This is a genomic window from Pyxidicoccus caerfyrddinensis, assembly GCF_010894405.1.
In the GTDB taxonomy this organism is placed as follows: domain Bacteria; phylum Myxococcota; class Myxococcia; order Myxococcales; family Myxococcaceae; genus Myxococcus; species Myxococcus caerfyrddinensis.
In genome coordinates this window covers 737,564-762,313 of record NZ_JAAIYA010000001.1, presented here as the reverse complement: position 1 = coordinate 762,313, position 24,750 = coordinate 737,564, and the positions used below count along the sequence as shown (strand labels likewise).

The 24,750-nt window shown below is 71.1% G+C and carries 15 protein-coding genes; 6 read left to right on the top strand and 9 right to left on the bottom strand.

What is annotated here, in order from left to right:
- Window positions 1–30 precede the first annotated feature (30 nt).
- From G4D86_RS02810 to G4D86_RS02800, 3 genes are all read left to right on the top strand, one after another.
- Window positions 31–4,221 carry an MG2 domain-containing protein gene (locus G4D86_RS02810; protein ID WP_163989049.1) on the top strand — a complete coding sequence of 1,397 codons (4,191 nt, stop codon included), beginning with the start codon at window positions 31–33 and terminating at the stop codon, window positions 4,219–4,221.
- Between the two features lie 101 nt (window positions 4,222–4,322).
- A complete protein-coding gene (locus G4D86_RS02805; protein WP_163989047.1) occupies window positions 4,323–5,732 on the top strand; it encodes a right-handed parallel beta-helix repeat-containing protein in 1,410 nt (469 codons plus the stop codon).
- Window positions 5,733–5,824: 92 nt separating this feature from the next.
- Window positions 5,825–6,775 carry a pirin family protein gene (locus G4D86_RS02800; protein WP_240360003.1) on the top strand — a complete coding sequence of 317 codons (951 nt, stop codon included), beginning with the start codon at window positions 5,825–5,827 and terminating at the stop codon, window positions 6,773–6,775.
- Window positions 6,776–6,790: 15 nt separating this feature from the next.
- Here G4D86_RS02800 and G4D86_RS02795 read toward each other — a convergent pair whose 3' ends face one another.
- From G4D86_RS02795 to G4D86_RS02760, 8 genes are all read right to left on the bottom strand, one after another.
- A complete protein-coding gene (locus G4D86_RS02795; protein WP_163989045.1) occupies window positions 6,791–7,393 on the bottom strand; it encodes a hypothetical protein in 603 nt (200 codons plus the stop codon).
- A gap of 108 nt (window positions 7,394–7,501) precedes the next feature.
- Window positions 7,502–9,226, bottom strand: a complete 1,725-nt coding sequence (locus tag G4D86_RS02790) for a serine/threonine-protein kinase (protein WP_240360002.1) — start codon at window positions 9,224–9,226, stop codon at window positions 7,502–7,504.
- Between the two features lie 172 nt (window positions 9,227–9,398).
- Window positions 9,399–11,234 carry a hypothetical protein gene (locus G4D86_RS02785; RefSeq protein ID WP_163989041.1) on the bottom strand — a complete coding sequence of 612 codons (1,836 nt, stop codon included), beginning with the start codon at window positions 11,232–11,234 and terminating at the stop codon, window positions 9,399–9,401.
- Window positions 11,235–11,331: 97 nt separating this feature from the next.
- On the bottom strand, window positions 11,332–12,579 hold the full coding sequence (locus G4D86_RS02780) for a hypothetical protein (RefSeq protein ID WP_163989039.1): 1,248 nt from the start codon (window positions 12,577–12,579) through the stop codon (window positions 11,332–11,334).
- 26 nt (window positions 12,580–12,605) lie between these two features.
- Window positions 12,606–14,174 carry a caspase family protein gene (locus G4D86_RS02775; RefSeq protein WP_163989037.1) on the bottom strand — a complete coding sequence of 523 codons (1,569 nt, stop codon included), beginning with the start codon at window positions 14,172–14,174 and terminating at the stop codon, window positions 12,606–12,608.
- A 111-nt stretch (window positions 14,175–14,285) separates the two neighbouring features.
- Window positions 14,286–15,047 (bottom strand): DUF4384 domain-containing protein, encoded by a 762-nt coding sequence (locus G4D86_RS02770; RefSeq protein WP_163989035.1) that lies wholly within the window; start codon window positions 15,045–15,047, stop codon window positions 14,286–14,288.
- A complete protein-coding gene (locus tag G4D86_RS02765) occupies window positions 15,044–15,547 on the bottom strand; it encodes an RNA polymerase sigma factor (RefSeq protein ID WP_163989033.1) in 504 nt (167 codons plus the stop codon). Before G4D86_RS02765 ends, G4D86_RS02770 begins: the two co-directional genes overlap by 4 nt.
- A 159-nt stretch (window positions 15,548–15,706) precedes the next feature.
- Window positions 15,707–16,225: a hypothetical protein gene (locus tag G4D86_RS02760; RefSeq protein ID WP_163989031.1), complete on the bottom strand. Its 519-nt coding sequence runs from the start codon at window positions 16,223–16,225 to the stop codon at window positions 15,707–15,709.
- Between the two features lie 132 nt (window positions 16,226–16,357).
- On the opposite strand from G4D86_RS02760, the gene uvrA reads away from it, so the two are divergent.
- The 3 genes from uvrA to G4D86_RS02745 all read left to right on the top strand — a co-directional run bounded on the left by uvrA (window position 16,358) and on the right by G4D86_RS02745 (window position 22,510).
- The gene (uvrA, locus tag G4D86_RS02755) at window positions 16,358–18,907 is read left to right on the top strand and encodes an excinuclease ABC subunit UvrA (protein ID WP_163989029.1); all 2,550 of its coding nucleotides are present in this window, start codon (window positions 16,358–16,360) and stop codon (window positions 18,905–18,907) included.
- A 138-nt stretch (window positions 18,908–19,045) separates the two neighbouring features.
- A complete protein-coding gene (trxA, locus tag G4D86_RS02750) occupies window positions 19,046–21,355 on the top strand; it encodes a thioredoxin (protein WP_163989026.1) in 2,310 nt (769 codons plus the stop codon).
- Between the two features lie 3 nt (window positions 21,356–21,358).
- Window positions 21,359–22,510, top strand: coding sequence for an FHA domain-containing protein (locus tag G4D86_RS02745; RefSeq protein WP_163989024.1), 1,152 nt, complete (start codon window positions 21,359–21,361; stop codon window positions 22,508–22,510).
- 54 nt (window positions 22,511–22,564) lie between these two features.
- On the opposite strand, the gene G4D86_RS02740 is transcribed toward G4D86_RS02745, so the two are convergent.
- The gene (locus G4D86_RS02740; protein WP_163989022.1) at window positions 22,565–24,691 is read right to left on the bottom strand and encodes a methyl-accepting chemotaxis protein; all 2,127 of its coding nucleotides are present in this window, start codon (window positions 24,689–24,691) and stop codon (window positions 22,565–22,567) included.
- Window positions 24,692–24,750 lie beyond the last annotated feature (59 nt).

The window sequence follows — 24,750 nt, the reverse complement described above, 5'->3', positions numbered from 1 at the left end:
TTATGGCACGCTCGCCCGTTGAGTGACCCCATGACCCTCCAAGTCCCGCGTGCCCTGCGCGCGCTCCTGACCCTGGGCTTTGCCGCCCTCCTCGCGTTGCTGTCGCCCCGCGTCCTCGCGGCCCGGGCCACCACCCGGACCCTCGGTGGCGCGGACCGCTACCTGACGCATGTCACCACCGACAAGCCGCTCTACCGTCCCGGAGAGCAGGTCCTGGCACGCGGCCTGGTGCTGGAGGCCCTGAGCCGCAAGCCGTACGCGGGCTCGCTCCAGGCACAGCTGGAGGTGAGGGGGCCCAAGGGGGACGTCGTCACCACCAGTACGGTGTCCACGGCGGACGCCGTCTGGGGGTACGCGTGGCCCATTCCCGCGGGGCAGGCCGGCGGCGAGTACACCCTGCGCGTCACCTACCCGTGGACGGGCGCGGCCCCCGCGGAGCGCAAGTTCGACGTGCGCGCCTACCGGGCCCCCCGGCTCAAGTCGCAGATTGAGTTCCTCCGCGACGGCTACGGGCCGGGTGACACCGTCACCGCCACGCTGGACGTGAAGCGCGCGGAGGGTGGCATCCCCGAGGGCGCGAAGGTGACGGCCACCGCGCTCGTCGACGGCGCCACCACGGCGCAGGTGCCGTGCACGGTGGACGGGAAGGGGCGCTGCACGGTGCGCTTCCCGCTGCCGGCGGCGATGGAGCGCGGCGAGGGCACGCTGGCCTTCACCATCGAGGACGGGGGCGTGGTGGAGTCGGCGGCGAAGACGATTCCCATCCTCCTCCAGACGCTGGACCTGACGGTGTACCCGGAGGGCGGCGACCTGGTGGCGGGCCTCACCTCGCGCGTCTACTTCGAGGCGCGCACGCCCGCGAAGAAGCCGGCGGACCTGTCGGGCCGCGTGGTGGAGGTGGGCACCGGCAAGGTGGTTGCCCGGGTGCGCTCGGAGCACGAGGGCCGTGGCCGCTTCGAGCTGACCCCGCAGGCCGGCGTGAAGTACGCGCTGCGCATCGACGCGCCGTCGGGCATCAAGAAGAGCTTCCCGCTGCCGGAGGTGAAGCCGAGGGGCGCCGTCATCCGCACGCGCGAGGACGTGGTGCCCGCGGGGAAGTTGGTGCAGCTCTCGGTGGGCCTGTCCGGCGTGGGCCGCGCGACGGTGACGCTGAGCCAGCGCGAGGTGCGCGTCGCCTCGGCGGTGCTCGAGGGCGAGCAGGGCGGGCCGGTGACGCTGGACCCGGGCGTGGCGGACGGGGTGCTCGTCGCCACGGTGTGGGACCACGACGGGCGGCCGCTCGCGGAGCGCCTGGTGTTCCGCCAGCCTGAGAAGGAAGTCACCGTCGAGCTGAAGGCGGACCGCAAGCGCTACGTGCCCGGCGGCCCGGTGCAGCTCACGGCCCGCACGACGCGCGACGGCAAGCCCGTCTCCGCGCTGGTGATGCTCACCGTCACGGATGACGCCGTGCTGGAGCTCCAGGAGAAGCGAGACCAGGCGCCGCAGCTGCCGGTCATGGTGCTGCTGGAGCCCGAGGTGAGGGAGCTGGCCGACGCGCAGCTCTACCTCGACGCGAAGAATCCGAAGTCGAAGCTGGCGGTGGACCTGCTGCTGGGGACGCAGGGCTGGCGGCGCTTCGCGCTGACCGACACGAAGGGCTTCCTCGCCCGGCACGGTGACGCGGCGATGCGCGTGCTCGCGGTGCGCTGGCCGCAGGAGCCCGTCCGCAGGCCCAGGCCTTCCACCCGCAAGGGCAGTGGGCGTGGGGCCGCACTCGATGACATGAAGCCCTCGGCCGGGCTGGCGATGATGCCCCAGATGGAGCGGGAGGAGATGGTGGAGGACGCGGAGGTCGCCGACGAGGGGGCCGGCCTGGCCCTCGGTGCCGTGCAGCCGATGGCGCCTGTCGCCGAGGCCGTTGCCGTGCCGCCCCCGGCCCAGGCTCCCGGGGCTCCGGCGGCCTTTGCCCCGGCTCCCGCTGACGGCCCGGCTCCCGTGCTCCAGGCGAAGGAAGAGGAAGCGCCGATGGAGAAGGTGGCCCGGCGCGCGAAGCGGGACCTGAGCGCCGATGAGAGGCAGGCCCTCATGGGGCAGCTGGTCTACCTCCGCGAGTTCGCGCACACGGCGCGGCCGAACCGCAAGGGGGGCGACCGGGTGGACTTCGCGGAGACGCTCTACTGGAACGCCGGGGTGCGCACGGATGCCCGCACCGGCGAGGCGCGGGTGTCCTTCGCGATGAGCGACTCGGTGACGACGTTCAAGGCCTTCGCGGGAGCGGTGGGCGGTGACGGTGCGCTCGGCTCGGCGGTGGCGGAGCTGGAGTCGGTGCAGCCGTTCTACGCGGAGCCCAAGCTGCCCCTCGAGGTGACGTCGGGAGACGTGGTGCGGCTGCCGGTGGCCCTGGTGAACGGGACGGAGGCGAAGCTGGCGGGGGCGGGGGTGAAGGTGGAGCTGAAGGGGGACGTGAAGGTCACCGGCGGCCGCACCCTGGACCTGGTCTCGCAGGCGCGGGGCCGGCAGCTCTTCTCGCTGGAGATTGGCCAGGAGGCGCGGCCGGTGGACGTGAAGCTCACGGCGAGCGCCGGTGAGTACACGGACATCGTCACCCGCACGCTGTCCATCAAGCCCCGGGGCTTCCCGGGCCGCGTGTCCTTCGGCGGGCTGGTGTCGCCGAAGGCCCCGGCGGCGCACCGGGTGGTGCTCCCGGAGAGCGTGGTGCCCGGCAGCGTGCGCACGTCCATCGCCATCTACCCTGGCCCGCTGGCCAACATGACGGAGTCGCTGGCCCGCCTCATCCAGGAGCCCTCCGGCTGCTTCGAGCAGACCAGCTCCACGACGTACCCGATGACGATGGCGCAGCAGTACTTCCAGACGCACACCGGCGTGAGTCCGGAGCTGGTGGCGAGCGCCCGCGAGAAGCTGGAGCGGGGCTACCAGCGGCTGGTGGGCTACGAGACGTCCGAGAAGGGCTACGAGTGGTTCGGGCAGAACCCGGGCCACGAGGCGCTGACCGCCTTCGGCCTGCTGCACTTCACGGACATGCTCCAGGTGCGCGAGGTGGACACGGCGATGCTGGAGCGCACGCGTGAGTGGCTCCTCCAGCAGCGGGACGGGCAGGGCGGCTTCAACCGCAAGCGCCGCGCGCTGCACGTGTGGGTGGAGGACCCGGACACGTCGAACGCGTACATCCTCTGGACGCTGCTGGAGAGCGCGGGCAAGCCGGCCGCGCAGGCGAAGGAGCTGGCGAAGGAGGTGGCCTCGCTGAAGGCCGCGGCGGCGAAGAGCACCAACAGCTACGTGGTGGCGCTGGCGGCCAACGCCATGGCGCTCGCCGGTGACACCTCCGAGGCCCGGACGCTGATGGGCCGGCTCTCGTCCCTGCAGGGCAAGGACGGCGTGGTGGGCGGCTCGACGCAGTCCATCGTGGGCAGCTCGGGGGAGACGCTGAACATCGAGACCACCGCGCTGGCGGCGCTGGCCTGGATGCGTGACTCCTCCTACGTGGGGAACGTGGAGCGCGCGATGAAGTTCCTCGCGGAGTCCAGCGACGGTGGCCGCTACGGGACGACGCAGAGCACGGTGCTCGCGCTGCGCGCCATCATCGCCTACGACAAGGCGCGCGCGTCCAAGCTCACCCCGGGCCTGGTGCGCGTCTACGTGGAGGGCCGTCCGGTGGGCGAGCCGGTCCGCTTCGACGGCTCCACGCAGGAGGCGCTCAAGCTGCCCGACGTGAGCGCGCTGCTCGGCGCCGGCGAGCGCCGTGTGGAGCTGCGGATGGAGGGCGGCGCGGAGCTGCCGTACTCGGTGGAAGTCACGTACAGCGCGCTGGTGCCGGACAGCTCGAAGGAGACGCCGGTGGCGCTGGAGGTGGTGATGGCGAAGACGGACCTCACCGAGGGCGAGCCCACCGAGGCGCGCGTGGTGATTGCCAACCGGACGGGCCAGAAGCTGCCCACGGCGGTGGCCATCTTCGGCGTGCCGGGCGGGCTGGAGGTGCGGCATGACCAGCTCAAGGAGCTGGTGAAGCGGCAGGTGGTGGACGCGTACGAGGTGCTCGGACGCGACGTCGTCCTGTACTGGCGCGGCATGGAGCCTCGCAAGCGCATCGACGTGCCGCTGTCCCTGGTGGCCGCGGTGCCCGGCACGTACACGGGCCCGGCCAGCCGCGCGTACCTGTACTACGCGGACGAGCACAAGACGTGGAGCGAGGGCGTGAAGGTCTCCATCGCCGCGAAGCCGTAGCCGCTTAGGGAGCCGGGCAGGCGGGCGCATGTCGCCCGCCTGGCCCTGTGCTCACAAGGGCCGGCGGTGAACTCCCTCCTCTCGGACAGGAGGGACGCACGATGAAGCGAGCAATGTGGATGGGGGTGGGGCTCCTCACCGTGGTGCTGGGGGCCTGCAGCCAGGTGCAGAAGACCGCGGAGGAAGCAGGCGTCCCGCTCCCCGAGACGGGACAGGGCGCGGAGGCGGAGAGCCAGGGCACGGGCGGTTCGGGGATGCCCTCGCGAGGCCCCACCCAACGTCCGGAGCACTTCTCGCGCGAGTGGTACGTGAGCACCTCGGGCTCGGACAATGCAGCGGGCTCGAAGGCGGCGCCGTTCCGCACCATCCGCAGGGCCATGAAGGCGGTGGGGCCCGGTGAGGCCATCAAGGTCCTCCCGGGTGTCTACGCGGAGAACGTCGTCATCGACGGCGACGTGAAGGCGGGCCGCAAGGACGCGCCCATCACCTTGAAGGGCGTGGGACACGCGCGAATCTTTCCGGGCAAGGGCGGGGCGCTCGTGCAGGTCCGCAAGCCCTACTGGATTGTCGACGGCTTCGACATCGACGTGAAGGGCCAGCCGCGCTTCGCCGTCATCTTCGAGGGGAACACCGAGGGCTCCGTGCTGGCCGGCTCGCACGTCCATGACGGCACCCTGGGAGGCGGCGTCACCACGTTCGGCGGGGCGCACGGCGTCACCATCGAGGGCAACAACATCCACGACTTCCGGAAGAAGCCCCGGGGGGACTCTCACGGCGTGGTGGTCCAGGCGACATCGCGAGACATCACCGTGCGCGACAATGACATCCACGACAACTCGGGTGACTCGGTGCAGTGCCTCAAGCCGGACCGGGCGGGACAGACGCCCGCCCGCGGGCTGCTCGTCGAGAAGAACCGGCTCTATTCGAACGACGAGAACGCGGTGGACATCAAGACGTGCAGCAACGTGGTCGTTCGCGACAACGACATGCACGGCTTCCGGAAGTCGCCCACCTCCGCGGGCGAGGCGGTGGTGGTCCACTACTCCGCGAAGAATGTTCGCGTGGAGGACAACCGCATCTCCGACGCGGGGCGGGGCATCTCCGTCGGCGGCGTGAAGGATGGAAACCAGCCGAGTCCGAGCGCGGTGGAGGTGAAGGACAATCACATCACCGACATCTCGAAGCAGGGTGGCGGTGACGGCACCGGCATCCGGGTGGAGAACGCGAAGGACGTGGCGGTGGTGGGCAACAGCATCGACAAGACGGAGGGCTACGGGCTGATGGTCGGCCTGGGGGCCAACAACGCGCCCAGCGAGAATGTGACGGTTCGCGAGAATGTCGTCCGCGGACGGAACCTGGTGAGGCTCGGCAAGCACCGGCCCGGGCTGCGGATGGACCGGAACCGCTATGCCCGGGGCGGACTCCTCAAGGCGGACCCGAAGGAAGTTCGCGACTTGACGGAGTGGAAGAGCGTCTCTGGCGTGGATGGGACTTCCGCGCAGGTGCCGTGAGCGTTCCTCGTGCAGGAAGGCGGGCAACGGGTGATAACAGGCCCGGCGTGCCCTCCGGCACGGACGCACCGACCTTCGTGGAGACGCGAGCCATGGCCTGGCAGATGCCCGACGAGCCCTTTGTCGATCCGGAGCCCGGCTCCGCGCTGGAGACCATCATCATGCCGCGCACGCGCGACCTCGGTGATGGCTTCGAGGTGCGCCGGGCGCTGCCCTCGGTGCGGCGCCGCATGGTGGGCCCGTTCATCTTCTTCGACCAGATGGGGCCGGCGGTGTTCCGCTCCGGACACGGGCTGGACGTGCGGCCGCACCCGCATATCGGCCTGGCCACCGTGACGTACCTTTTCGAGGGCCAGGTCCTCCACCGGGACAGCCTGGGGACGGTGCAGACCATCCAGCCCGGCGCGGTGAACTGGATGGTGGCCGGACGCGGCATCACCCACTCCGAGCGCACGCCCCCGGGGCTGCGCGCGTCGGGCGGGAAGCTCTACGGCATTCAAATCTGGGTGGCCGCGCCGAAGCAGCACGAGGAGACCGGCCCCTCCTTCGTCCATACGCCCGCGGAGGCGCTACCCGTGATGGAGGACGGCGGGGCGCGCGTGCGGGTGATTGCCGGTGGCCTGTATGGCGCCCGCTCGCCGGTGAGCACGCTGTCGGAGCTGTTCTACGCGGACGCGGTGCTCGCGGCCGGCGCGCGGCTTCAGGTCCGTGCGAGCCACGAGGAGCGCGCGGCGTACGTGGCGGAAGGCCTGGTCGAGCTCGAGGGGCAGACCTACGGGCCGGGGCAGCTGCTCATCTTCCGGCCCGGAGCGGAGGCGGTGATTACCGCCTCGGCGCAGGCGGGAGGCCGCGTGCTGCTCTTCGGCGGCGAGCCCATGGATGGGCCGCGCCACATCTGGTGGAACTTCGTCTCCAGCTCTCGCGAGCGAATCGAGCAGGCGAAGGAGGACTGGAAGTCTGGCCGAATGGCCGCGGTCCCCGGCGAGACGGACTTCATCCCGCTCCCGGAGCCCGAGCCCTCCGGCGTCGCGCGCTACCCGTGAGGCGTCGCGCGGCGACTACAGGGTGACGTTGACGTTGTAGGTGCCGTCACCGGACGTGGCGGTGCCCGTCACCGTGGTGCTGCCGGCCTTGCGCTGGACCTTGCCGGTGCCGTCGTCCTCGATTTCACCGGCCAGGCTCAGGTTCAGGGTGACGTCGCCCTCCAGGTCCCCGGCCATCTGGAAGGTGCCCACCAGCGTCCCGGTGAAGGTGCCGTTGGGGATGTTGCGCAGCTGCAGGGTCAGCTCCGGCTGGGCCGTCTGGTCGGTGGTCGACGCGTAGGTGAGGTTCACCGGGTCCTCGTCCTCGCCCACGTCAATCTCCCCGTCGGAGTAGCTGACCATTCCCACGCGCAGCCGCATCCCCTTGTTGGCCGAGGAGCCCTGGTCCACCTGCCCGGTGATGAGCAGCGTCCCGGTCGCATCGCCGGCCGCCGACTGGGGCGGGATGTTCGCGCTGGACGCGGCGTTGAAGCCGGCGAAGCCGAGCTGCAGCGACTTGCTCACGGACTCGTCGAGGCCCAGGTAGGCGCGACGGGCCTGCTCGTCGGAGCTGACCTCGTCATCACCACAGGCCGTCAGGCCGACGGACAGGAAGAAGGAGCACGCGACTGCGGTCACGACACGCGAAATGGATGGGGGCATGCCGTCTGTGTAGCGCAATCCCTTTGGCTTGCACCACACGAAGCGCGTCAGACAAAAGTGCGAATTCAATGTGGCCGAAAGGCCTTACGGAAGGTCCGAGCCTGCGTACAGCTTCAAGTACCTGCGCGCCTCTTCCGCCGAGGGTCCTTCGGACTCCAGGGAGAGGTGTGAGGTGAAGTGTTTCATCGCATCCCGTATCGCGCCCCGGCGCGCGTAGATGCGTGCCAATTCGAGATGACACCGCGCCTGGGATGTGTCCAGTCGCAGGCATTGCTGGAACCACCCCAGGGCCCGGTTGTCATCCGCGCGCGAGGTCCAATACAGCCCGTTTTCCAGCGCGAGGCGCGTCTCGTCCTCGGGAGTCGAGGGCGTGGCGGCGCCAGGCGCGGGCTCGGGCGCGTCGGCGGGCGTCGCGGTGGAGGGCTCCGGCGCGCGGGGAACTGGCGCAGTCACCGGAGGTGCCTCCGGCTGCCGCTGTTCCCGCGCGCCCCGGAACGCCGTCGCTCCCACCAGGCTCACGAGGCCCACGGCGAGCGCCCCCAGGACCCCCTTCACCACGGCCGGGCGGCGCAGCAGGTGCGCGCGGAAGCGTGAGCGCAGGTTCGCGTGGGTGGGCCCCGTACCCGGCGCCTCCGGAGTGCTCGCTGAAGCGGGCGGCACGGGCGCGCGCACGGCCTCGTTCGCAACCTGGGTCGCGGAGGCGCCGTTCACCGCGAGCGCGGGCCTGCCCAGCGGAGACGCTCGGGGCGGGCTCAGGGGCGTCATGGCCCGGGGGGCCCCGTCTTGCGAGGGCGGCGCGGCGCTCCTGCCGCGCCAGGACTGGAGCTGCGACAGGAAGTCCGCCGGAAGCTGCGGCGCGCGCTTCAGCGCGGTGAGCTCCTCCTGGAACAGCCAGCCCATGAAGTGCTTGCGCGCATTCGCGGGGAAGCGCGGCGCGCGGAACCCCATCCAGTCGGACAGGGACTGCTGCAGGGCCTCCGCGCTCAGGTAGCGCTTCTCGCGCGAGGTGGCCAGCGCGAGCCGCAGGATGCCCTGCAGGTCCGAGTCCAGCGTGGGGTTGAGGGACAGCGCGGGGGTGAGCTCTCCCTCGGAGATCTTGCGCATCACCTCGAACTCGCTGCCATCCGCCGGGCGCTGGCCGCAGAGCATCTGGTAGAGCACGGTGCCCACCGTGTACACGTCGGAGCGGGCGTCCAATGCCTCGCCCCGCGCCTGCTCCGGCGAGAAGTAGAGGTACTTGCCCTTGACGATGCCCACCTCCGTCTCCGGCCTGCCCTTGAGCCGCGCCTTGGCGATGCCGAAGTCGGTGAGCTTCACCTCGCCCTCGTAGCTGAGGAGGACGTTGTCCGGAGAGAGGTCCCGGTGCACCACGCCGAGCGGCTCGCCGCGCGCGTCCAGGCGGGTGTGGGCGTGGTGCAGGCCCCGGCACATCTCCAGGGCGATGCCCACCGCCAGCGGCGCGGGGATGCACGCCAGGCCCTTCGCCTTCGCCGCCTTCAGCACCTGCCCCAGCGTGTGCCCGTCCACCAGCTCCATGGCCAGGAAGTACTCGTCGTCGACCTTCCCGAAGTCGAACACCTGCACGATGTTGCCGTGGCTCAGCCCCACGGAGATGCGAGCCTCGTTGAGGAACATCTGCACGAAGGCCGGGTCCTCCGCGTACGTGCCCAGCACGCGCTTGATGACCACGGGCTTCGTGACGCCGGGCGCCGCCGTGTAGAGGGCTCGGTACACGACGGCCATGCCGCCGCTCCCCAGGCGCTCCTGGAGCTCGTACTTGCCGAATGGGATGTGCCGGGGCTCGCTCACGTCCGCCGAAGCTACCAGGGACGACGGCGGGTCAGAAAACCCCGGGTTTCCTGCCCGGGTTCTCTCGTGTTCTCTTTTGATGAGGTAACTTCCGGCGCTACAAATGGCCGCGGGTGGCGGAGGCCCCATCCCAGGCCCCGCCACCCGCGTTTCCGACTTCAGGTGAGAGCCGTCACTCCGTGAAGCTGGCCCCGCCCAGGTGGGCACGCTTGACGTCCATCCAGCCCAGGGTGTCGTTGTGCGCCGGGTGCGCCACGGCGGAGAAGCGGATGCTGAGCTCACCGACGTAGTCGACCTGCTCGAAGGTGTACTCGAGCTCGTTGGTGCTCGCCGAGTAGATGGGCTCGTTGAACGTCTTGCTGAGCCACACCTCGTACTGCACGGCGCCCTCGGACTTCGTCCAGCTCATGCTCAGGGGCGAGCCCGAGGGACGGGACCGCGCGCCCTTCAGGTCCACGTCGAAGTCTCCCGGCACCGTGAGGGTGCGGCACAGCACCTCGCCCTGGCGCATCACCCGCAGCTCCACCGTGTCACCGAGCCCCGTGCCGCCACCCAGCGTGAAGAAGCCGTTGTGGAAGCCGCCCACCTCCCGCACGTACGGCACGTTCCACCCGCTGAGCATCACCTTCGCGTCCGTCACGGACACGCCGTCATCCTTGACGTCGGCGAACACCTCGCTCGACTCCTCGCCGGAGAAGTCCCTGCCGTACCGCAGGAAGTAGCCGTCCGCCGTCAGGCCGCTGCCGTCCGTCACCGTGTCGCACGGCGTGAAGGCGATGGGCACCTCGCGCACCCGGCGCATCACCAGCCCGTCGCTCGCGTTGACGGCCTCGATGCGCAGCACCGCGGCCCCCTCGTACGGCTCGGTCGCGACCTTCAGCGACTGCGCCTGCGTCAGCTCGGACGCGAGCACCTGGTCCCCGCCGACCACCCGCACCGAGTAGTCGGAGGCGCCCTTCGACTTCGACCACGCCGCCTGCACTTCGGCGCCGGGGCTGTAGCTGGCGGGCGTCGTGGGCCAGGTCACCTGGAAGTCCGAGGGCACCACCATCGTCCGTCCCGCCGCCGAGTCACCCCGGCGCGCCACCAGCGCGAGGCGACCGCTCTCGACCACCGCCGAGGCGTCGTCCACGTGCAGCGTGTAGCGGCCCCGCCGCGCGTCGTACGTGGCGACCCGGTCACCCACGACGACCTCCGCGTCATCCACGGCGACCTCTCCCTTGTGCACCGCGAGGGACACATCCGCCGCGTTGCCGGTGAAGACGGCATCGCCCCGGATGGTGAGCCAGTCCTCGACGGGCTCCTCCTGGCCGGGCAGTCCGCACGGGGCCTGCTCCGCGGTGTCGTCCCACGCCGCCTCGCAGACGAACGCGTCGAGCAGCGGGTCGTCGTGCAGCGCCAGCGGGATGGGGGTGGTGAGTGGCACCACGTCGGACGTGAAGTTGTCGCTGATGCGCACCAGGTTGAAGCCCTGCTTCAGTCCCGTCGCGGGGGCCTGCGCGGAGTCGAGGTAGACCACCATGAAGGCGGGAGGCCGCGTCCACACGAGCGAGGCCCCCAGCACGTGGTCCACCGGGGTGCCGTCCGCGGGGATGGTATCCAGCGCGGCGTTGCCGTTGCCGTCGTTGTACGCGAGCAGGATGCCCACCGCGCCCTTGCCCTTCATGCCGTCGCCGAGCTGCACCAGCGCCTCGGTGGGCGGTGCGCTCTTCACGTCGAAGGTGTAGCTGGCGGGGAAGCCGCCCGAGAACGCGAGGTCCTCGGTGACGATGCCGGCGGGCCGGGTCAGCGTGCCGGAGTCCTCGGCCAGGAGGGTGGGGTACCACGCGAGCGCGAGGCGGACAGGGCCGTCCAGCTCGGTGCCTGGCGCCAGCGTGAGCTGGCCCTGGAGCTTCGCTGCCGGCTCCTCGGTGGGAGGCGGCTGCGATGCCGGCGTGGGCTCGCAGGCGGAGAGGGAGAAGAGGGCGAGGAGCGAGAGACTGCGAAAACCGCGGCGTGCAGCGAACATTCGGGACTCCGGTTCAAGAGAGAGAGGCCCCGCGGCTGCGAGGCGCTCACGTCTTGAAGACCGGGCGGCCCATTATTTTTGGGAACCGCTTTTTTCTTCAGGGCACGAAGGTGAGTGGCCGCGTGCGCACGTTCTCGACTTCAATCCACCCCAGCCGGTCGCGGTCCGGAGCTTGCGACACGGCGGCGACGCGGAGGGTGACGTCCCCCACGTACGAGACGGGCAGCAGGGTCGTGAGTGTCTCGGACGTGTAGGAGCGGGTCAGCGAACCCTCTGCCTCCGGCGCCTCCAGCGTCACGGCGTAGGCGAGCGCGCCGGGGGCTCTCGTCCAGGCCACGTCGAGCTCCGTGCCGCTCTTCACCTGCGCACCCACGGCCGGCGAGGTGATGGAGAAGCCGTCGGGGACGGTGAGGAGGCGGCGGGTGACGGAGTCCTCCCTGCGCACCACCAACTCCACGGTGCCGCCCTCGGTGAGCAGCGTGGAGTCCGCCTCTTCGAGGAAATAGGCGAAGCGCTCGAGCACGAAGGGCACCGGGCGCCCGGCCAGGGTGACGGTGGCGTCACCCTGGTATTCCTCGTCCTTCACCACGGAGAGACGCACCGTCACCGCGCGGCCCGCGAGTGACACCGCGCCCTCCACCCGCAGCGTTCCCGGAGGCGGAGGCGGTGGCTCGAAGGAGAGGCCGCACGGAGGCTCCGACTCTGGTGAGCTGTCCCAGGCGACCTCGCACGCGAGCAGGTCCAATTGCGCGCTGCCCGCGCTCAGCGCGAGCGGGATGGTGGTGTCGAGCGGTGCCACGCTGCCGCCGTTGACGGTGAGGTGCAGGAGGTTGAAGCCGCGTCGCAGGCCGGTGTCCGCGTCCTGGGCCTCTTCGAGGTACAGCAGCACGTACGACTCCAGCCCGCCCCATGACGAGCCCACCACCCTGTCCCGCGAGGGCCCGCCACCGCTGGCCGGGAGCGTGTCGAGCCGGTGGTTGTCATTCACATCGCGGTACGCGAGCAGGAAGCCCGTCGCGGCGCGTCCGTGGATGCGGCCTCCCACCGCCACACGAGCGCCCTCCGGTGGAGGCTGGGTGAGGGGCAGCGCGAAGTCCGCGGGGAAGGTGGCCTGGAAGGCAATGTCCTCGGTGAGGATGGACGCGGGCGCGCTCGGCAGCGCCGCGGTGTCATCCACCAGGCCCGAGTACCACGCGAGCGTCAGGCGCACCGGGCCATCGGGCCGGTCGGTGGCGGAGAGGCTCGCCTCACCGCGCAGCGTGACGAGCGGCTCGCCCGCGTACGTCGTGTCCACGGGGTGGCCACACGCGGTGACGAGCGTGAGCAGGAGAAGGAGTGGCCCCATCGGTCGGCGCATCTCGGCGTGTCCTCTCAGAAGCGGAAGCCCGCGCCCGCGCTGGCGAGCGGTACGAGGCGCAAGGGAGCCACCGCGTCGCTCGCGGGCGGCAGGTAGCGCACCAGCACCTGTCCCTGGACGAGCGCGAAGGCTGGCCCCGGCAGCGGCACCTCCACGCCCACCACCGGCCCGGCCGCGACGCCCAGCGCACTCCGAGGCTCCAGCCCGGGCAGCCCCATCGTGTCCTGGATGTCCTCCTCCCTGTCCCTGAGGAAGGACTGCCGCAGCCCCATGAGCTCCACGGACAGGCCTACGTGGGGCACCAGGGCCCATTCGAGCCAGCGGTAGCCAGCGGACGCGCCCAGTCCCAGTGAGCCCTCGGTGATGCCGAGCCCCACGCCCCGGTAGGTGGCGCGCGTGCCCGACACCGTGCCCAGCGCCCACCACGCGCCCCACGTGTGCCGGTAGCCCAGCGCGGCCGACACGCGCGAGCCCGTGCCGGGAATGGGTGCACCTTCCCAGCGTCCGAGCGCGAGCACCGCCGCATTGCGCAGCTCCAGCGCGCCGCCCTTCACGGCGACCTCCTGGTAGCGGCGCCACTCCAGCGCGGACTCGTTCACCTGGCGCTCGCCGCCGAAGGGCAGCTCCACTTCCAGCAGGCCCGTGCTCGCGCCCGCGCGCTTGCGCACGAGGTAGCGCCCCGGGGGCACCGCGAGCCGCAGCGGCCGGCCGGGCTCCTTCTCCACCTCGGCGACGACGTCCGGGCGCGGACGGCTGGACACCACGTAGCGCCCCGACGCGGCGGCGGGGAAGACGAGCGCGCTCCTCGCACCCGCGGGCTCGGTGAGCACCAGCTCGCCCGTGCCGGCCAATTCGAGCGCATAGGCGGGGTGCTGCCCCGCGCCCGCCGCGCCCGCCACGGTGCGCCGGTAGGAATAGGCATACGCCTCGGAGAGGGACACCTTGCCATCCGAGTCCGCATCCGCGTCGCCGCGGAGGCCGGTGAGCAGGTGGTGCGTGAAGAGCGAGCCCTGCAATGAGTCCCACTCCTCGCTCAGCTCCGCCGGGCCGCTCGACGAGATGACCACCTGACCGTGCAGCGGCAGCTTCTCCAGCGCGACGTCGTACGCGGGCGCCACGCGGCCGCCCTTCTTCTGCGCCAGCGTGCCGCTCTCGCACGCATCCACCACCACGACGGTGAGGCGCGCGCCGGCCTTGCGCGCGGTGTCGCGCAGCTCGGCGAGCGGCAGGTGCGTGCCGGCGAGGTGCAGCACCCCTGCCTTCGCGTGCGAGGAGACGTAGACCACCAGCACGGGGTCATGTCCCTCGCCGCGCAGCTCGGCGACGCGGCCCGCGACCTCCGCGAGCTTCTGGCGCACGTCCTGCGCCGGGGCGTCCACCAGCACCGAGGCGCGGTCCGCGCGAACGCCGCCCAGCTCCACGAAGAGCTGACGCACGCGCGCCGCATCGTCATCCGCGAAGCGCAGTACGGCGTCGTCCGGGTCGCCCACGTTCGCGCCGATGGAGACGAGCAGGCGCACTGTCTCCGCGGGCGCGAGAGACGGCCACAGGAACACGAGCAACAGCAGGGGCAACAGCCGCATGGAGCCGCGAGTCCTGCGCGGGCGCGGGGCTATGAGCGGGCGCACCGCCCCGGCCGAAGCCAGGGCGGTGCGCGGGAGCACGAGCCACAACGGGAGCAGCAGCCGCATGGGTCAGGGCGTCTTGCGCAGGCGCAGCGAAGACACGCGGCACCCGTCGCAGGTGAGGGTGGGCTCCGCGCGGCCCGCCTGCTCACGCAACTGCGCGAGGAGCGGGGTCGCCTGGAGCGGGCGAGGGGAGAAGACGGCGAAGAGCCACTCCGCCCCCGGCGCGTCATCCAGCTCCACGCTGCCGGGCAGGAAGTCGCGCTGCACGGCGGCGAGGGGCGCGGACGTCGTGCCGTTGAACGGGTGGAAGACGCTCGCGCCGCCGCGGCCGTCCAGCTCCAGCACCAGCAGGTGTCCGGCCTCGGGCGACTCGTAGGCGAAGCGCAGCCGGTCTCCGGCCTTCACCACGCTGTCCGGGGCGAGCGGCGTGGGCTCCGCGCCCGGGCGTGCGGCCACCACCCGGAAGGCCTCGCCCTTCCAGGTGACGCCCGGGTTGTCCTCGATCAGCTTCGGTCCGAGCACGAGCACCAGCACGAGCGCGGGCACCACGGCGGCGAGCACCGGCAGGAAGCGGCGCCACGGAGCGGGCGCGCGGGCGGCCGTGGCCTCGCGGCGCTCGAGCTGCCGCAGGAAGCGGTCCGCCGGCCGGGCCTTGAGGAACGCCTCCCGTCCTCCAGTGAGCGCGTCGAGCTGCGCGCTACACGCGGCGCAGGACTTCACGTGGTCGCGCGTCGCATCCGGCGTGGGCTCGCCGGCCGAGAGCGCTTCGAGCACGGCGGCGGGAGGACACTCGGGGCCGCGAGGGGAGGGGGGAAGGGGAGCGGTCATCGTGGGGCCTCGTTGCCGCGTCCACCGAAGAGCTGGCGGATGCGGTCCTCGAATGTCTTGAGCTTCTTGCCGACAGTCTTCCGCGAGAAGCCCGTCTGCGCGGCCACCTCTTCCTGGGTGTAGCCGTCCAGGTAGTGGAGCACGCCGATGGTGCGCGTCTTGCCGTCGAGCGTGCGCAGCGCCGCGCCGAGCAGCGCGCGCCGGTCCGCGTCCTCCGCCGATCCGCCGCCGCGCTCCTCCAGGGCTGCGAGTTGTGACTCCTCGGCCACGGGCTCGCGGCCGCGCTTCTCCATCAGGTCGAAGCAGCAGCGGGACGCCACCGTGTAGAGCCAGGCGAGCGTGGCCTCGCCCTCGCGCGGGGGGCCATAGCGCTTCACGCGGAGGAAGGTCTCCTGCAGCGCGTCCTCGGCGTCCTCGGGCCGGCGGACGAGCTGCAGGCAGCGCCGGTGCACGAGGAAGCCATAGCGCTCGTAGAGCTGGCCCAGCTGCGTGTCATCCATGGGAACTCACGGCGGTGCACTCCTTCGGAGAAGAAGACCGCCCGACCGCCGGAAAATGGGAACCCCCCTTTTCGACGGCCGGAAAGCCGACACGGCCCCACAGCATCCGCCATGAGGCCGGCCGGGAACAGCCACTCCGAGAAAGGGGGAGGAAGCCCGTCAGTTCTTCACGACGGTGGTGATGGCCAGCGGCTGCGGCGTGCCGGTGAACTGCCCATCATTCACGCACGGCACCGGCACCGCCGTGAAGTCCGCGGCGTAGTAGCCATACGTGGAGCCGTTGCCCTTCTCGTAGAACTCGCTGCCGTCCGGGAGGACGACCTTCCAGACGTAGTTGATGCTCGAGTACGTCGTCGAGCTCCGCGCCCGGAAGATGGACGTCACCTTCGTGCCCCAGTGGTACGGCGCCGTCGCGGGCGCCTGCACGGTCGTCGGCTGCGGCGCCCAGTCGAACGACGTCGTGGTGGTGCCGCCGCCCCAGCCGTAGATGAGGTACACGGACGTGCCCCAGGGCAGGTCCTGGTTGCGGTAGGAGAGCGTCACCTCCACCTGCGCATTACTGAAGTAGCCGCACGAGTTGAGGATGGCCCGCGCCTGCACCCACTGCTCCCCCGCGAGGGCGCTGGTCGAGGTGAGCATCAGGGCGAGCACGAGCACGTGGCTGGAAACCTTGGTCATCTTGGAACTCCGGTCAGAAGTGGAACAGCCGCGCCCATCTACCAGAGGCGGGGCCTGCCTGCTCGCTGGCCGGACGCACGGCCGTCCCCTGTTCCTTCGCCTCCGCCGACCCCACCCTCAAGCAGACCGCGCATGCGCAAACCTCGCGACCTCCACCCCTCCGAGCCGTCCGGCCACACGCGAACGGGCTACGTCCGCGTCCGTGGCGCGCGCGAGCACAACCTGAAGAACATCGATGTGGAGATTCCCCGGGACGCGCTCGTCGTGTTCACGGGCGTCTCCGGCTCGGGCAAGTCCTCGCTGGCCTTCGGGACGCTCTATGCGGAGGCGCAGCGGCGCTATTTCGAGTCCGTCGCGCCCTACGCGAGACGGCTCATCGACCAGGCCGGTGTCCCCGAGGTCGACTCCATCGACGGCCTGCCCCCGGCGGTGGCCCTCCAGCAGCACCGGGGCTCGCCCACGTCCCGCTCGTCCGTGGGCAGTGTGACGACCATCGCCAACTCGCTGCGCCTGCTGTACTCGCGCGCGGGCACGTATCCGCCGCACCAGCGGCACCTCGACTCGGATGCGTTCTCTCCCAACACGCCTGCGGGCGCCTGCCCCCACTGCCACGGCCTGGGCCGCGTGTACGAAGTCACCGAGAAGTCCATGGTGCCGGACGACTCGCTCACCATCCGCGAGCGGGCCGTCGCCGCGTGGCCGCCCGCGTGGCACGGACAGAACCTGCGCGACATCCTGGTGACGCTCGGCTACGACGTGGACACGCCCTGGAAGGACCTCCCGAAGAAGGACCGGGAGTGGATTCTCTTCACGGACGAGCAGCCGACCGTCCCCGTCTACGCGGGCTTCACTCCGGCGGAGACGCGCCGCGCCCTCAAGCGTAAGGAGCCGCCCAGCTACATGGGCACCTTCACCGGCGCCCGGAAGTACGTGCTGCAGACCTTCGCCACCACGCAGAGCGCGCTGATGAAGAAGCGCGTGGCGCAGTACATGGTGGGCGGGCAGTGCTCCGTCTGCCAGGGCAAGCGGCTGCGCCGCGAGTCCCTGTCCGTCACCTTCGCGGGGCTCGACATCGGCGAGCTGTCACGACTGCCATTGAAGCGCGTGGCGGAAATCCTTCGCCCCGCCGCGGACGGCACGGGCCCGGGGGCGGCGAAGCTGGCGCGCGAGCATCCGGAGCAGGCGCTGGTCGCCGCGCGCATCGCCAAGGACCTGCTCGCGCGCATCAGCGTCCTGACCGAATTGGGCCTGGGCTACCTCTCACTGGAGCGGAGCACGCCGACACTCTCGCCCGGTGAATTGCAGCGGCTGCGGCTCGCCACCCAGGTGCGCTCCAACCTGTTCGGCGTGGTGTACGTGCTCGACGAGCCCTCCGCCGGCCTCCATCCGGCGGACACCGAGGCGCTGCTGAAGGCGTTGGACCAGCTCAAGGGCTCGGGCAACTCGCTGTTCGTGGTGGAGCACGAGGTGGACGTCATCCGGCACGCCGACTGGGTTGTCGACGTGGGCCCGGCGGCGGGCGAAAAGGGCGGACGCATCCTCTACAGCGGGCCGCTGGAAGGGCTCCAGCACGTGGAGGCATCCAAGACGCGGCGCTACCTCTTCGGCGCGGACCTGCGCCTGCGCCACGCGCCCCGCGCGGCCAGGGGCTGGCTCCGGCTCGAAGGCGTCACCCGCAACAACCTGCACTCGCTCGACGTGGACTTCCCGCTGGGGGTCTTCACCACGGTGACGGGTGTCTCCGGCTCGGGCAAGTCGAGCCTCGTGAGCCAGGTCCTGGTGGAGCTGGTCGCCGAGCAGCTCGGCCATGAAGCCCCGCTGGACGAGGAGGAGGGCGAGGAGCTGGAGCGCACCGTGGTGCTCACCACCGGCGGCCGGATTGCCGAGGGGATGGAGGGCATCAAGCGCCTGGTGCGCGTGGACCAGAAGCCCATCGGCCGCACGCCGCGCTCCAACCTGGCGACGTACACGGGCCTGTTCGACAGCGTCCGCAAGCTGTTCGCCTCGACGCCCGCCGCCAAGGCCCGTCGCTACGACGTGGGGCGCTTCTCCTTCAACGTCGCCAAGGGCCGCTGCGAGACGTGCGAGGGCGAGGGCTTCGTGAGCGTCGAGCTGCTCTTCCTCCCCAGCGTCTACGCGCCGTGCCCCACGTGCCACGGGGCCCGCTACAACGCGAAGACGCTGGAGATTCAGTACCGCGGAAAGAACATCGCCGAGGTGCTGGGCATGACGGTCGACGGGGCGTACGAGTTCTTCGCCGACGAGCCGCAGGTGCTCCGCTCCCTGGGCGTCCTGCGCGAGGTGGGCCTGGGCTACCTGCGCCTGGGCCAGCCCGCCACCGAGCTGTCCGGTGGCGAGGCCCAGCGCATCAAGCTCGCCACCGAGTTGCAGCGGATGCAGCGTGGCAACACGCTCTACGTCCTGGACGAGCCCACCACGGGCCTGCACCCCGCCGACGTGGACAAGCTGATGACGCAACTGAAGGGCCTGGTCGAGGCGGGCAACACCGTCATCCTCGTCGAGCACGACATGCGCGTCATCGCGGAGAGCGACTGGGTCATCGACATGGGCCCGGGCGCGGGCGACGAGGGCGGCAAGGTGGTTGCCGCCGGCACGCCCGCCGAGGTCGCCCGGTCCGCCGTGAGCCGCACGGCCCCGTTCCTCGCGCGCATCGTCGCGTGAGCGGCGGGTCGACGCCGGGCCGCTCTCTCGCACTTCGAGATTTCGAGGTGGGGGGCCCGGCTGGTCAGTGGTGGTTGCGTCTGGCCTGCCGCCAGGGCTTCCACTAGAAGCAGCGGCTCCCACGTCAGAGGAGCCATCTTGAGCGAGCACACCCTTGAGCTGACGGAAGAAAACTTCCAGCAGACCACGAGCAAGTCGGGCCTGGTGTTGGTGGACTTCTGGGCCGCCTGGTGCGGACCCTGCAAGGCCTTCGCCCCCACCTACGAAGCCGTCGCGACCACCCACCCGGACGTCGTCTTCGGCAAGGTGGACACCGAGGCGCAACCGGACCTCGGAGGCCGCTTCGACGTCCAGTCGATTCCCACCCTCATCGCCTTCAAGGACGGCGTCATCGTGCACCGCTCCAGCGGCGCGCTGCCCCGGGCGCGCCTGGCGTCGCTGGTGCAGTCGCTGCAGGCGCTCGACACCGCGCAGGTGAAGAAGGCGGAGGAGAACAAGCGACTGACGGAGCAGGGCATCGCGCCGCCGGGCGTCCCCGCCGAGGCCGGGTGGGACGAAGGCGACCAGGAGTGGGGCCACGGCGGCCACGACGCGGACGGCGAGAAGCACGGCCCGTGGCGGTTCTGGCGCGCGGACGGCACGCTCTGCAACGAATGCCTCATGGAACACGGCAAGCCGCACGGCCCGTTCAAGCGCTTCCATGAGAGCGGCGGCGTGTCCCAGGAAGGCCAGTTCGTGAAGGGGGCGCTGCACGGGCCGCGCACCTGGTACGCCACCGAGGGCTTCACCACCGAGCGCATGCACGAGAATGGCGTCTCGGAGCAGGTGCGCAAGACGGTCATGGTCTACGACCAGGGGCGCGTCGTGGGCATCGAGCACTTCGACGGCCAGGGCCGCCGCGTGGTGCCCACCACCGGCGAGCCGTACCCCGAGCGCCCCAAGGCCGTGCCTCCCGAGGCGGAGTTCCGCGAGGAGGAGGGCCAGTGGGCCCACGTCCACCTGGACGAGGAAAGGGAGCGCCACGGGCTGTGCCGGTTCTGGACGGCGAAGGGCGAGCTCCTGTGGGAAGCCGAGTACGTCCATGGCAGCCGCTCCGGCCGCTACCACTCGCGCTCCGAGGACGAGTACCTGGACCCGCGCGTCGCCTTCGATGAGGGCGAGTGCGAGGACGACCTGGCCCGTGGCGTCTGGTCGCTGCTCGACGCGGACGGCAAGGTGGTGATGACGCGAGACCTGGGCGCGGCGCAGGGCGAGGAGGAGCTGAAGGCCTCGCCCGTCTTCTCCAACCTGCCCAGGACGGCGAGCGCGTGGCGGGAGTACGCCGCCACGTGCGCCGAGGCGAAGAAGTACCGTGAAGCGGTGCTGGCCGTGGCGCGCGCGGCGGCGTGTGAGCAGCGGGCGGAGGCGTTGTCGGAGCTGCTGGCCCGGGTGGTGCTGCCGCGCATCCCGGAGAACGCACGGGCCGTCGCGGGGCAGACGCTGGAGGGGGCGGGGGACTCCTGGGCGCCCATGGCCGACACGCTCGTGCGCGGGGGCGATGCGGGCATGCTGCTGCGGGGGTACGCGGTGCTGCTGGACCAGAACGACCGTCCCCGCGCGGCGCTCGACTTCGTCAACGCGGCCCTGCTGCTGCATCCGGAGCGTACGGAGTACCTGTTCACCCGCGGACTCGTCCTGCTGAACCTCGGGCTCGACCAGCACGCGAAGCGCGATGCCGAGAGCCTGGCGGCGACGGAGCCGAAGACGGCGAAGTTCCTGGAGGCGTACGCGCGGTGCCTCTACCGCCGGTTGGACTTCTGGCCGGCGGAGGAGAAGCCCCACTCGACGTACGACGGGCTCCCCGAGGGCCCCGGGCAGGAGCTGACCGCCATCCATCGCATCGTCCAGAAGTACGCCACCCGGTTGCAGTTGGTGCGCGCGGCGATGCTGAAGCGCTTCAAGCCCGGGGCATCCCTGCCGTGGATTCCACCGGACCTGTCCTCATTGCTCCCGGGCGGGCCGCTGGAGCTGGTCGTGGACGAGTTCGACGACGAGGAGGGGGAGACCATCTCCATCGACGAGACGCTCCCCGTCCCGGAGATGGGGCTGCCGGACCTTGCCCGCGCGGCCCGGGCGGACTGGAATGCGCTGACGTGGCTGATGTGGGCATGTGGCGAGCGAGGCGTGGCCATGCCGAGGGCGGTGGCTCCGCCCGCGGAGTTCGGTCACGCCGCGGGCATGTCCAGCCAGCGGCTGTGGCGCAGCCGGGACATCCGCGTGACGGGCGGGCGGGGGGCGAAGATGTCGAACTCGCCGGGGTTCGAGTTCGAGGGCGTGGACATCGACGAGCTCCACCCCAACCTGGTGGGCATCGCCGAGCAGCAGTACGCCGACATGCAGGCGATGTTCCTCTGGCTGATCAACCCGTCCAACGTGTCGCCCTGGCAGGACAACCTGAGGGGGAGCTGAGCCATGAACCGCACTTCCCGCACGGTCGCAGTTTCGGAGCCGCTCTGGACCGCCCTGGAGACGATGAGCCGCGAGATGGGCGTGGACCGCGATGTCCTGCTCAACCAGGCCATCTTCTCGCTGGCGCGCCAGTTCGGCTTCATCACGCCGACGCAGGTCAATCTCCTGGAGGGGGCCACGGCTGCGTCCGCGCCCGCGCCCGCGCCGGCTGTACAGCCGGTCGAGACGCCGCGCGAAGAGAGCCCGCGCGTGGCCGTGGCGGAGCCCCGCCGTGACCTCGCGGAGGATGCCGACACCGGGGGCCCGCCAACGGTGCTCGCGGCGGCGGGCGGGGACGCGAGCGAGGAGCCGGACGCAGCGGAGCCGACAGATGAGGAGGTTGCCGCTCAGGCACCCGCGGTGGACGTGGCGGCGCTCCGTCAGGGTGTCGTGGCGCGTATGCGCGACATCCTCGCGGACGTCGATCGCCTGGTCGAGCCCGTGGACGAGCGCCTCCGCGCGGAGGCGGAAGACTCGGACGACGAGGAGGCTTCCGACGACGATGATGCTTCTTCGGACGACTCGGACGACGAAGACGCCTTGGACGACGAGGAGTCTTCGGACGACGAAGACACCTCGGACAACGCCACCGCCGCTGACGACGAAGACGCCTTGGATGACGAGGAGTCTTCGGACGACGAGGATGCGGCCGACGACGAGGATGCGGCCGACGACGAGGATGCGGCCGACGACGAGGATGCGGCCGACGACGAGGAGGACGAGGCTCGCCCGGGTGCAGTCGGGGGCGCGGCCGCCGCGGCAGGCGGAGTGCCGGCTCCAACGCCGAAGCCTCCCGCTCCCGTGGAGACCACCATCATCGTCCCGTCGGTGTCAGGCGTGCCCCTCCACATCCGGCTCGACGAGGGCGAGCCCGTGCGGGTCGCCCGCGAGCGCTTCATCATCGGCCGCGGGGCGCACTGCGACCTGGTGGTGAAGTCAGCGCGCGTCTCCCGCGAGCACGCCGCGGTGATTCGCGAGGGCGCGGAGTTCTTCATCGAAGACCTCACGTCGTCGAACGGCACGTGGTTCGACAACACCCGCATCACCCGCCGACTCGTATCGGACGGGGAGGAGTACCTGCTCGGAGGAATCCGGGTGACCTTCACCCTCGGGTGACGGCCCCGTGAGGGCACCCGGCCGCGTGGCCGGGTGCTTCGCCTCGAACCCGGCTCAGCGGGCCTGGGCCTGCTGCGGCGCGGGAGCCCCGTCGGCCCGGAGCGTCTGCTTCGCCATGCCCGACATGCTCTCCGCCAGGCCCTGGACGGAGCGGGTGGCCTCCTGGGTCTCCTGCACCGTCTTCAGCGTGCGCTGCATCTGTCCGGACAGCTCCTGGATGGCCGTGGCCATCTGGTGCGTGCCGGCGTCCTGCGCACTGACGGCGGCGGAGATCTGCCGCACGCTGGAGCTGGTGTCCGCGATGAGCACGGCCAGCTGTTGGAACTGGGCGCTGGAGGTGCGCACGGCGTCGAGGCTCTGACGGACGCGCTCGTCGCCTTTTTCACTGTTCCGCGCGGCCTCGCGCATGCTGGTGCTCACGCCGTCGAGCACCTCGCGGATGCGGTGCGTGGCCCGGATGGACTGGTCCGCCAGGCCGCGCATCTCTCGCGCCACCACGCCGAAGCCCTTGCCGCTCTCGCCGCTGCGCGCCGCTTCGATGGCGGCGTTGATGGCCAGCATGTTGGACTGGTCCGCCAGGTCCTTCACCGACTCCACGATGCTGGAGACCTCGCGCGTCTGGTCATCCAGCGCGAGGATGCGCCGCGCCATCTCGGACACCTCGGAGCGGATGGCCGCGAGGTCCGTCAGCGTGCGCTCCAGGGCGTCCATGCCCTCGCGGCCCACCTGCTCGGCGTTCTCGGACGCCTCCGCCAGCGCACCGGCCTTCTCCGCCGTCATCTGCGAGCTGCGGCGGATCTCCTTCACCGTCTGCTCCGCCTCCTGGAGCGCGACGGCCTGACGGCTGACGCCCTCGGTCTGCTGGTCGCTCGACGAGCGCAGCTGCTGCACCACGGTGGCGAGCTCGCCGGCGCCGCTGCCCATGCGCTCGGCCAGTGTCCGCACCTCCGCCTGGCGCTCCTCGAGCTGACGGGTGTGCGTCTCCAGCGCGCGGACCACTTCCATGGAGCGGCGCGCCACCACCGCGATGAGCGACAGCGTCAGCGCCAGGTAGCCCCAGTGCGACACGTTGCCGAGCGACTTCTCCATCACTCCAAGGACGGGCAGCACGGTGACGATGAGCGCCACGACGAGGACGCACAACCCGGAGACGAAGAGGCGGGCGTCGGGGTTGCCGCGCCAGGCCTCGCGCACCGCGACTCCGAAGCTCACCAGCAGCATCAGCAGCGCGACGGGCATGAACGCCACCAGCACCCGCTGGCCGAGGCCCAGGTCGATGACGGCCGCGAAGGCGCAGGCGCCGGAGACGAAGGAGAAGACCACCGACAGCTTGAAGAACCACCGCAGCCGGTTCTCGAGCAGCGCGTCCGAGACGAAGGCCATCAGGCCGGCCGCCAGCAGGAAGATGCCCAGGAGCATGCCCCGCGTCGCGGCGACGGGCATCGCCCAGAGCGCCGCGGGCAGGCCGCTCAAGGCCAGCAGGATCGTGCCGCCGCTGGCGGAGAAGACGGCCAGCCCCGCGAGCATCCGCCGCCGCCAGTGCACGGCGAAGGCCCCGCCCGCCCCGACGGCCACGGCGAGCAGGAGCACGCCCATGACGAAGGGCGCCTGGCCCTCGCGCGTGACGTTGGCGAGCAGCTCATGGCGCGCGCCCACCTTCGCGTCCTGGGACGCACCGATTTTGGGCGCGCTGGACTGGATGCGCAGCATCAGCTCCTTCCCGAGCGCCGAGCGCGGCAGCGGCATCAGGTGCCAGGCGAGGTTCTCCGAGACCTCGCGGCCAGCGCGGCTCATCTTCCCGCTCGTGTAGATGCGCTGGCCGTCCACGTACGCCTCGACGGCGCTGGAGATCTCGCCCACGAAGAGCGCGGGCTCGGACCAGCCGCCGTCGGGCACCGGGATGCGCAGCCACAGGAACGTGTGATCGCCACGGCCCGGGACATCTGTCAGCGCCGGCGTCGGGCGCCAGGCCTCCGGAGCGCCCGGGTCCTTCGCCCAGACGGGGACGCCATCCGCACCCATGGGCGAGTCGCCCCAGCGGTAGCGCCACCCTTCGAGCACGGGGACGGGGGCGCCTGCCTCGGCGGCCTGGGCAACGGAAGGATGGGCAAACACCAGGAACAACGCGGCGCCCAGCGCGCCGAGATGCGCGAGCTGGCGAAACGAGCGGGGCGAATCCATTTTGTCCAATGCTCGACTCCCAGGGGTGCTTCTGTAAATGGGTCTTCCCCGCCACCTGA

Excerpts from the sequence above, each read along its gene's own strand:
- G4D86_RS02785 (WP_163989041.1), bottom strand. The coding sequence starts at position 11,234 with ATGTTCGCTGCACGCCGCGGTTTTCGCAGTCTCTCGCTCCTCGCCCTC.
- G4D86_RS02770 (WP_163989035.1), bottom strand. The coding sequence starts at position 15,047 with ATGACCGCTCCCCTTCCCCCCTCCCCTCGCGGCCCCGAGTGTCCTCCC.
- G4D86_RS02780 (WP_163989039.1), bottom strand. The coding sequence starts at position 12,579 with ATGGGGCCACTCCTTCTCCTGCTCACGCTCGTCACCGCGTGTGGCCAC.
- G4D86_RS02765 (WP_163989033.1), bottom strand. The coding sequence starts at position 15,547 with ATGGATGACACGCAGCTGGGCCAGCTCTACGAGCGCTATGGCTTCCTC.
- G4D86_RS02775 (WP_163989037.1), bottom strand. The coding sequence starts at position 14,174 with ATGCGGCTGTTGCCCCTGCTGTTGCTCGTGTTCCTGTGGCCGTCTCTC.
- G4D86_RS02810 (WP_163989049.1), top strand. The coding sequence starts at position 31 with ATGACCCTCCAAGTCCCGCGTGCCCTGCGCGCGCTCCTGACCCTGGGC.
- G4D86_RS02745 (WP_163989024.1), top strand. The coding sequence starts at position 21,359 with ATGAACCGCACTTCCCGCACGGTCGCAGTTTCGGAGCCGCTCTGGACC.
- G4D86_RS02800 (WP_240360003.1), top strand. The coding sequence starts at position 5,825 with ATGGCCTGGCAGATGCCCGACGAGCCCTTTGTCGATCCGGAGCCCGGC.
- uvrA (WP_163989029.1), top strand. The coding sequence starts at position 16,358 with ATGCGCAAACCTCGCGACCTCCACCCCTCCGAGCCGTCCGGCCACACG.
- G4D86_RS02740 (WP_163989022.1), bottom strand. The coding sequence starts at position 24,691 with ATGGATTCGCCCCGCTCGTTTCGCCAGCTCGCGCATCTCGGCGCGCTG.
- G4D86_RS02760 (WP_163989031.1), bottom strand. The coding sequence starts at position 16,225 with ATGACCAAGGTTTCCAGCCACGTGCTCGTGCTCGCCCTGATGCTCACC.
- G4D86_RS02805 (WP_163989047.1), top strand. The coding sequence starts at position 4,323 with ATGAAGCGAGCAATGTGGATGGGGGTGGGGCTCCTCACCGTGGTGCTG.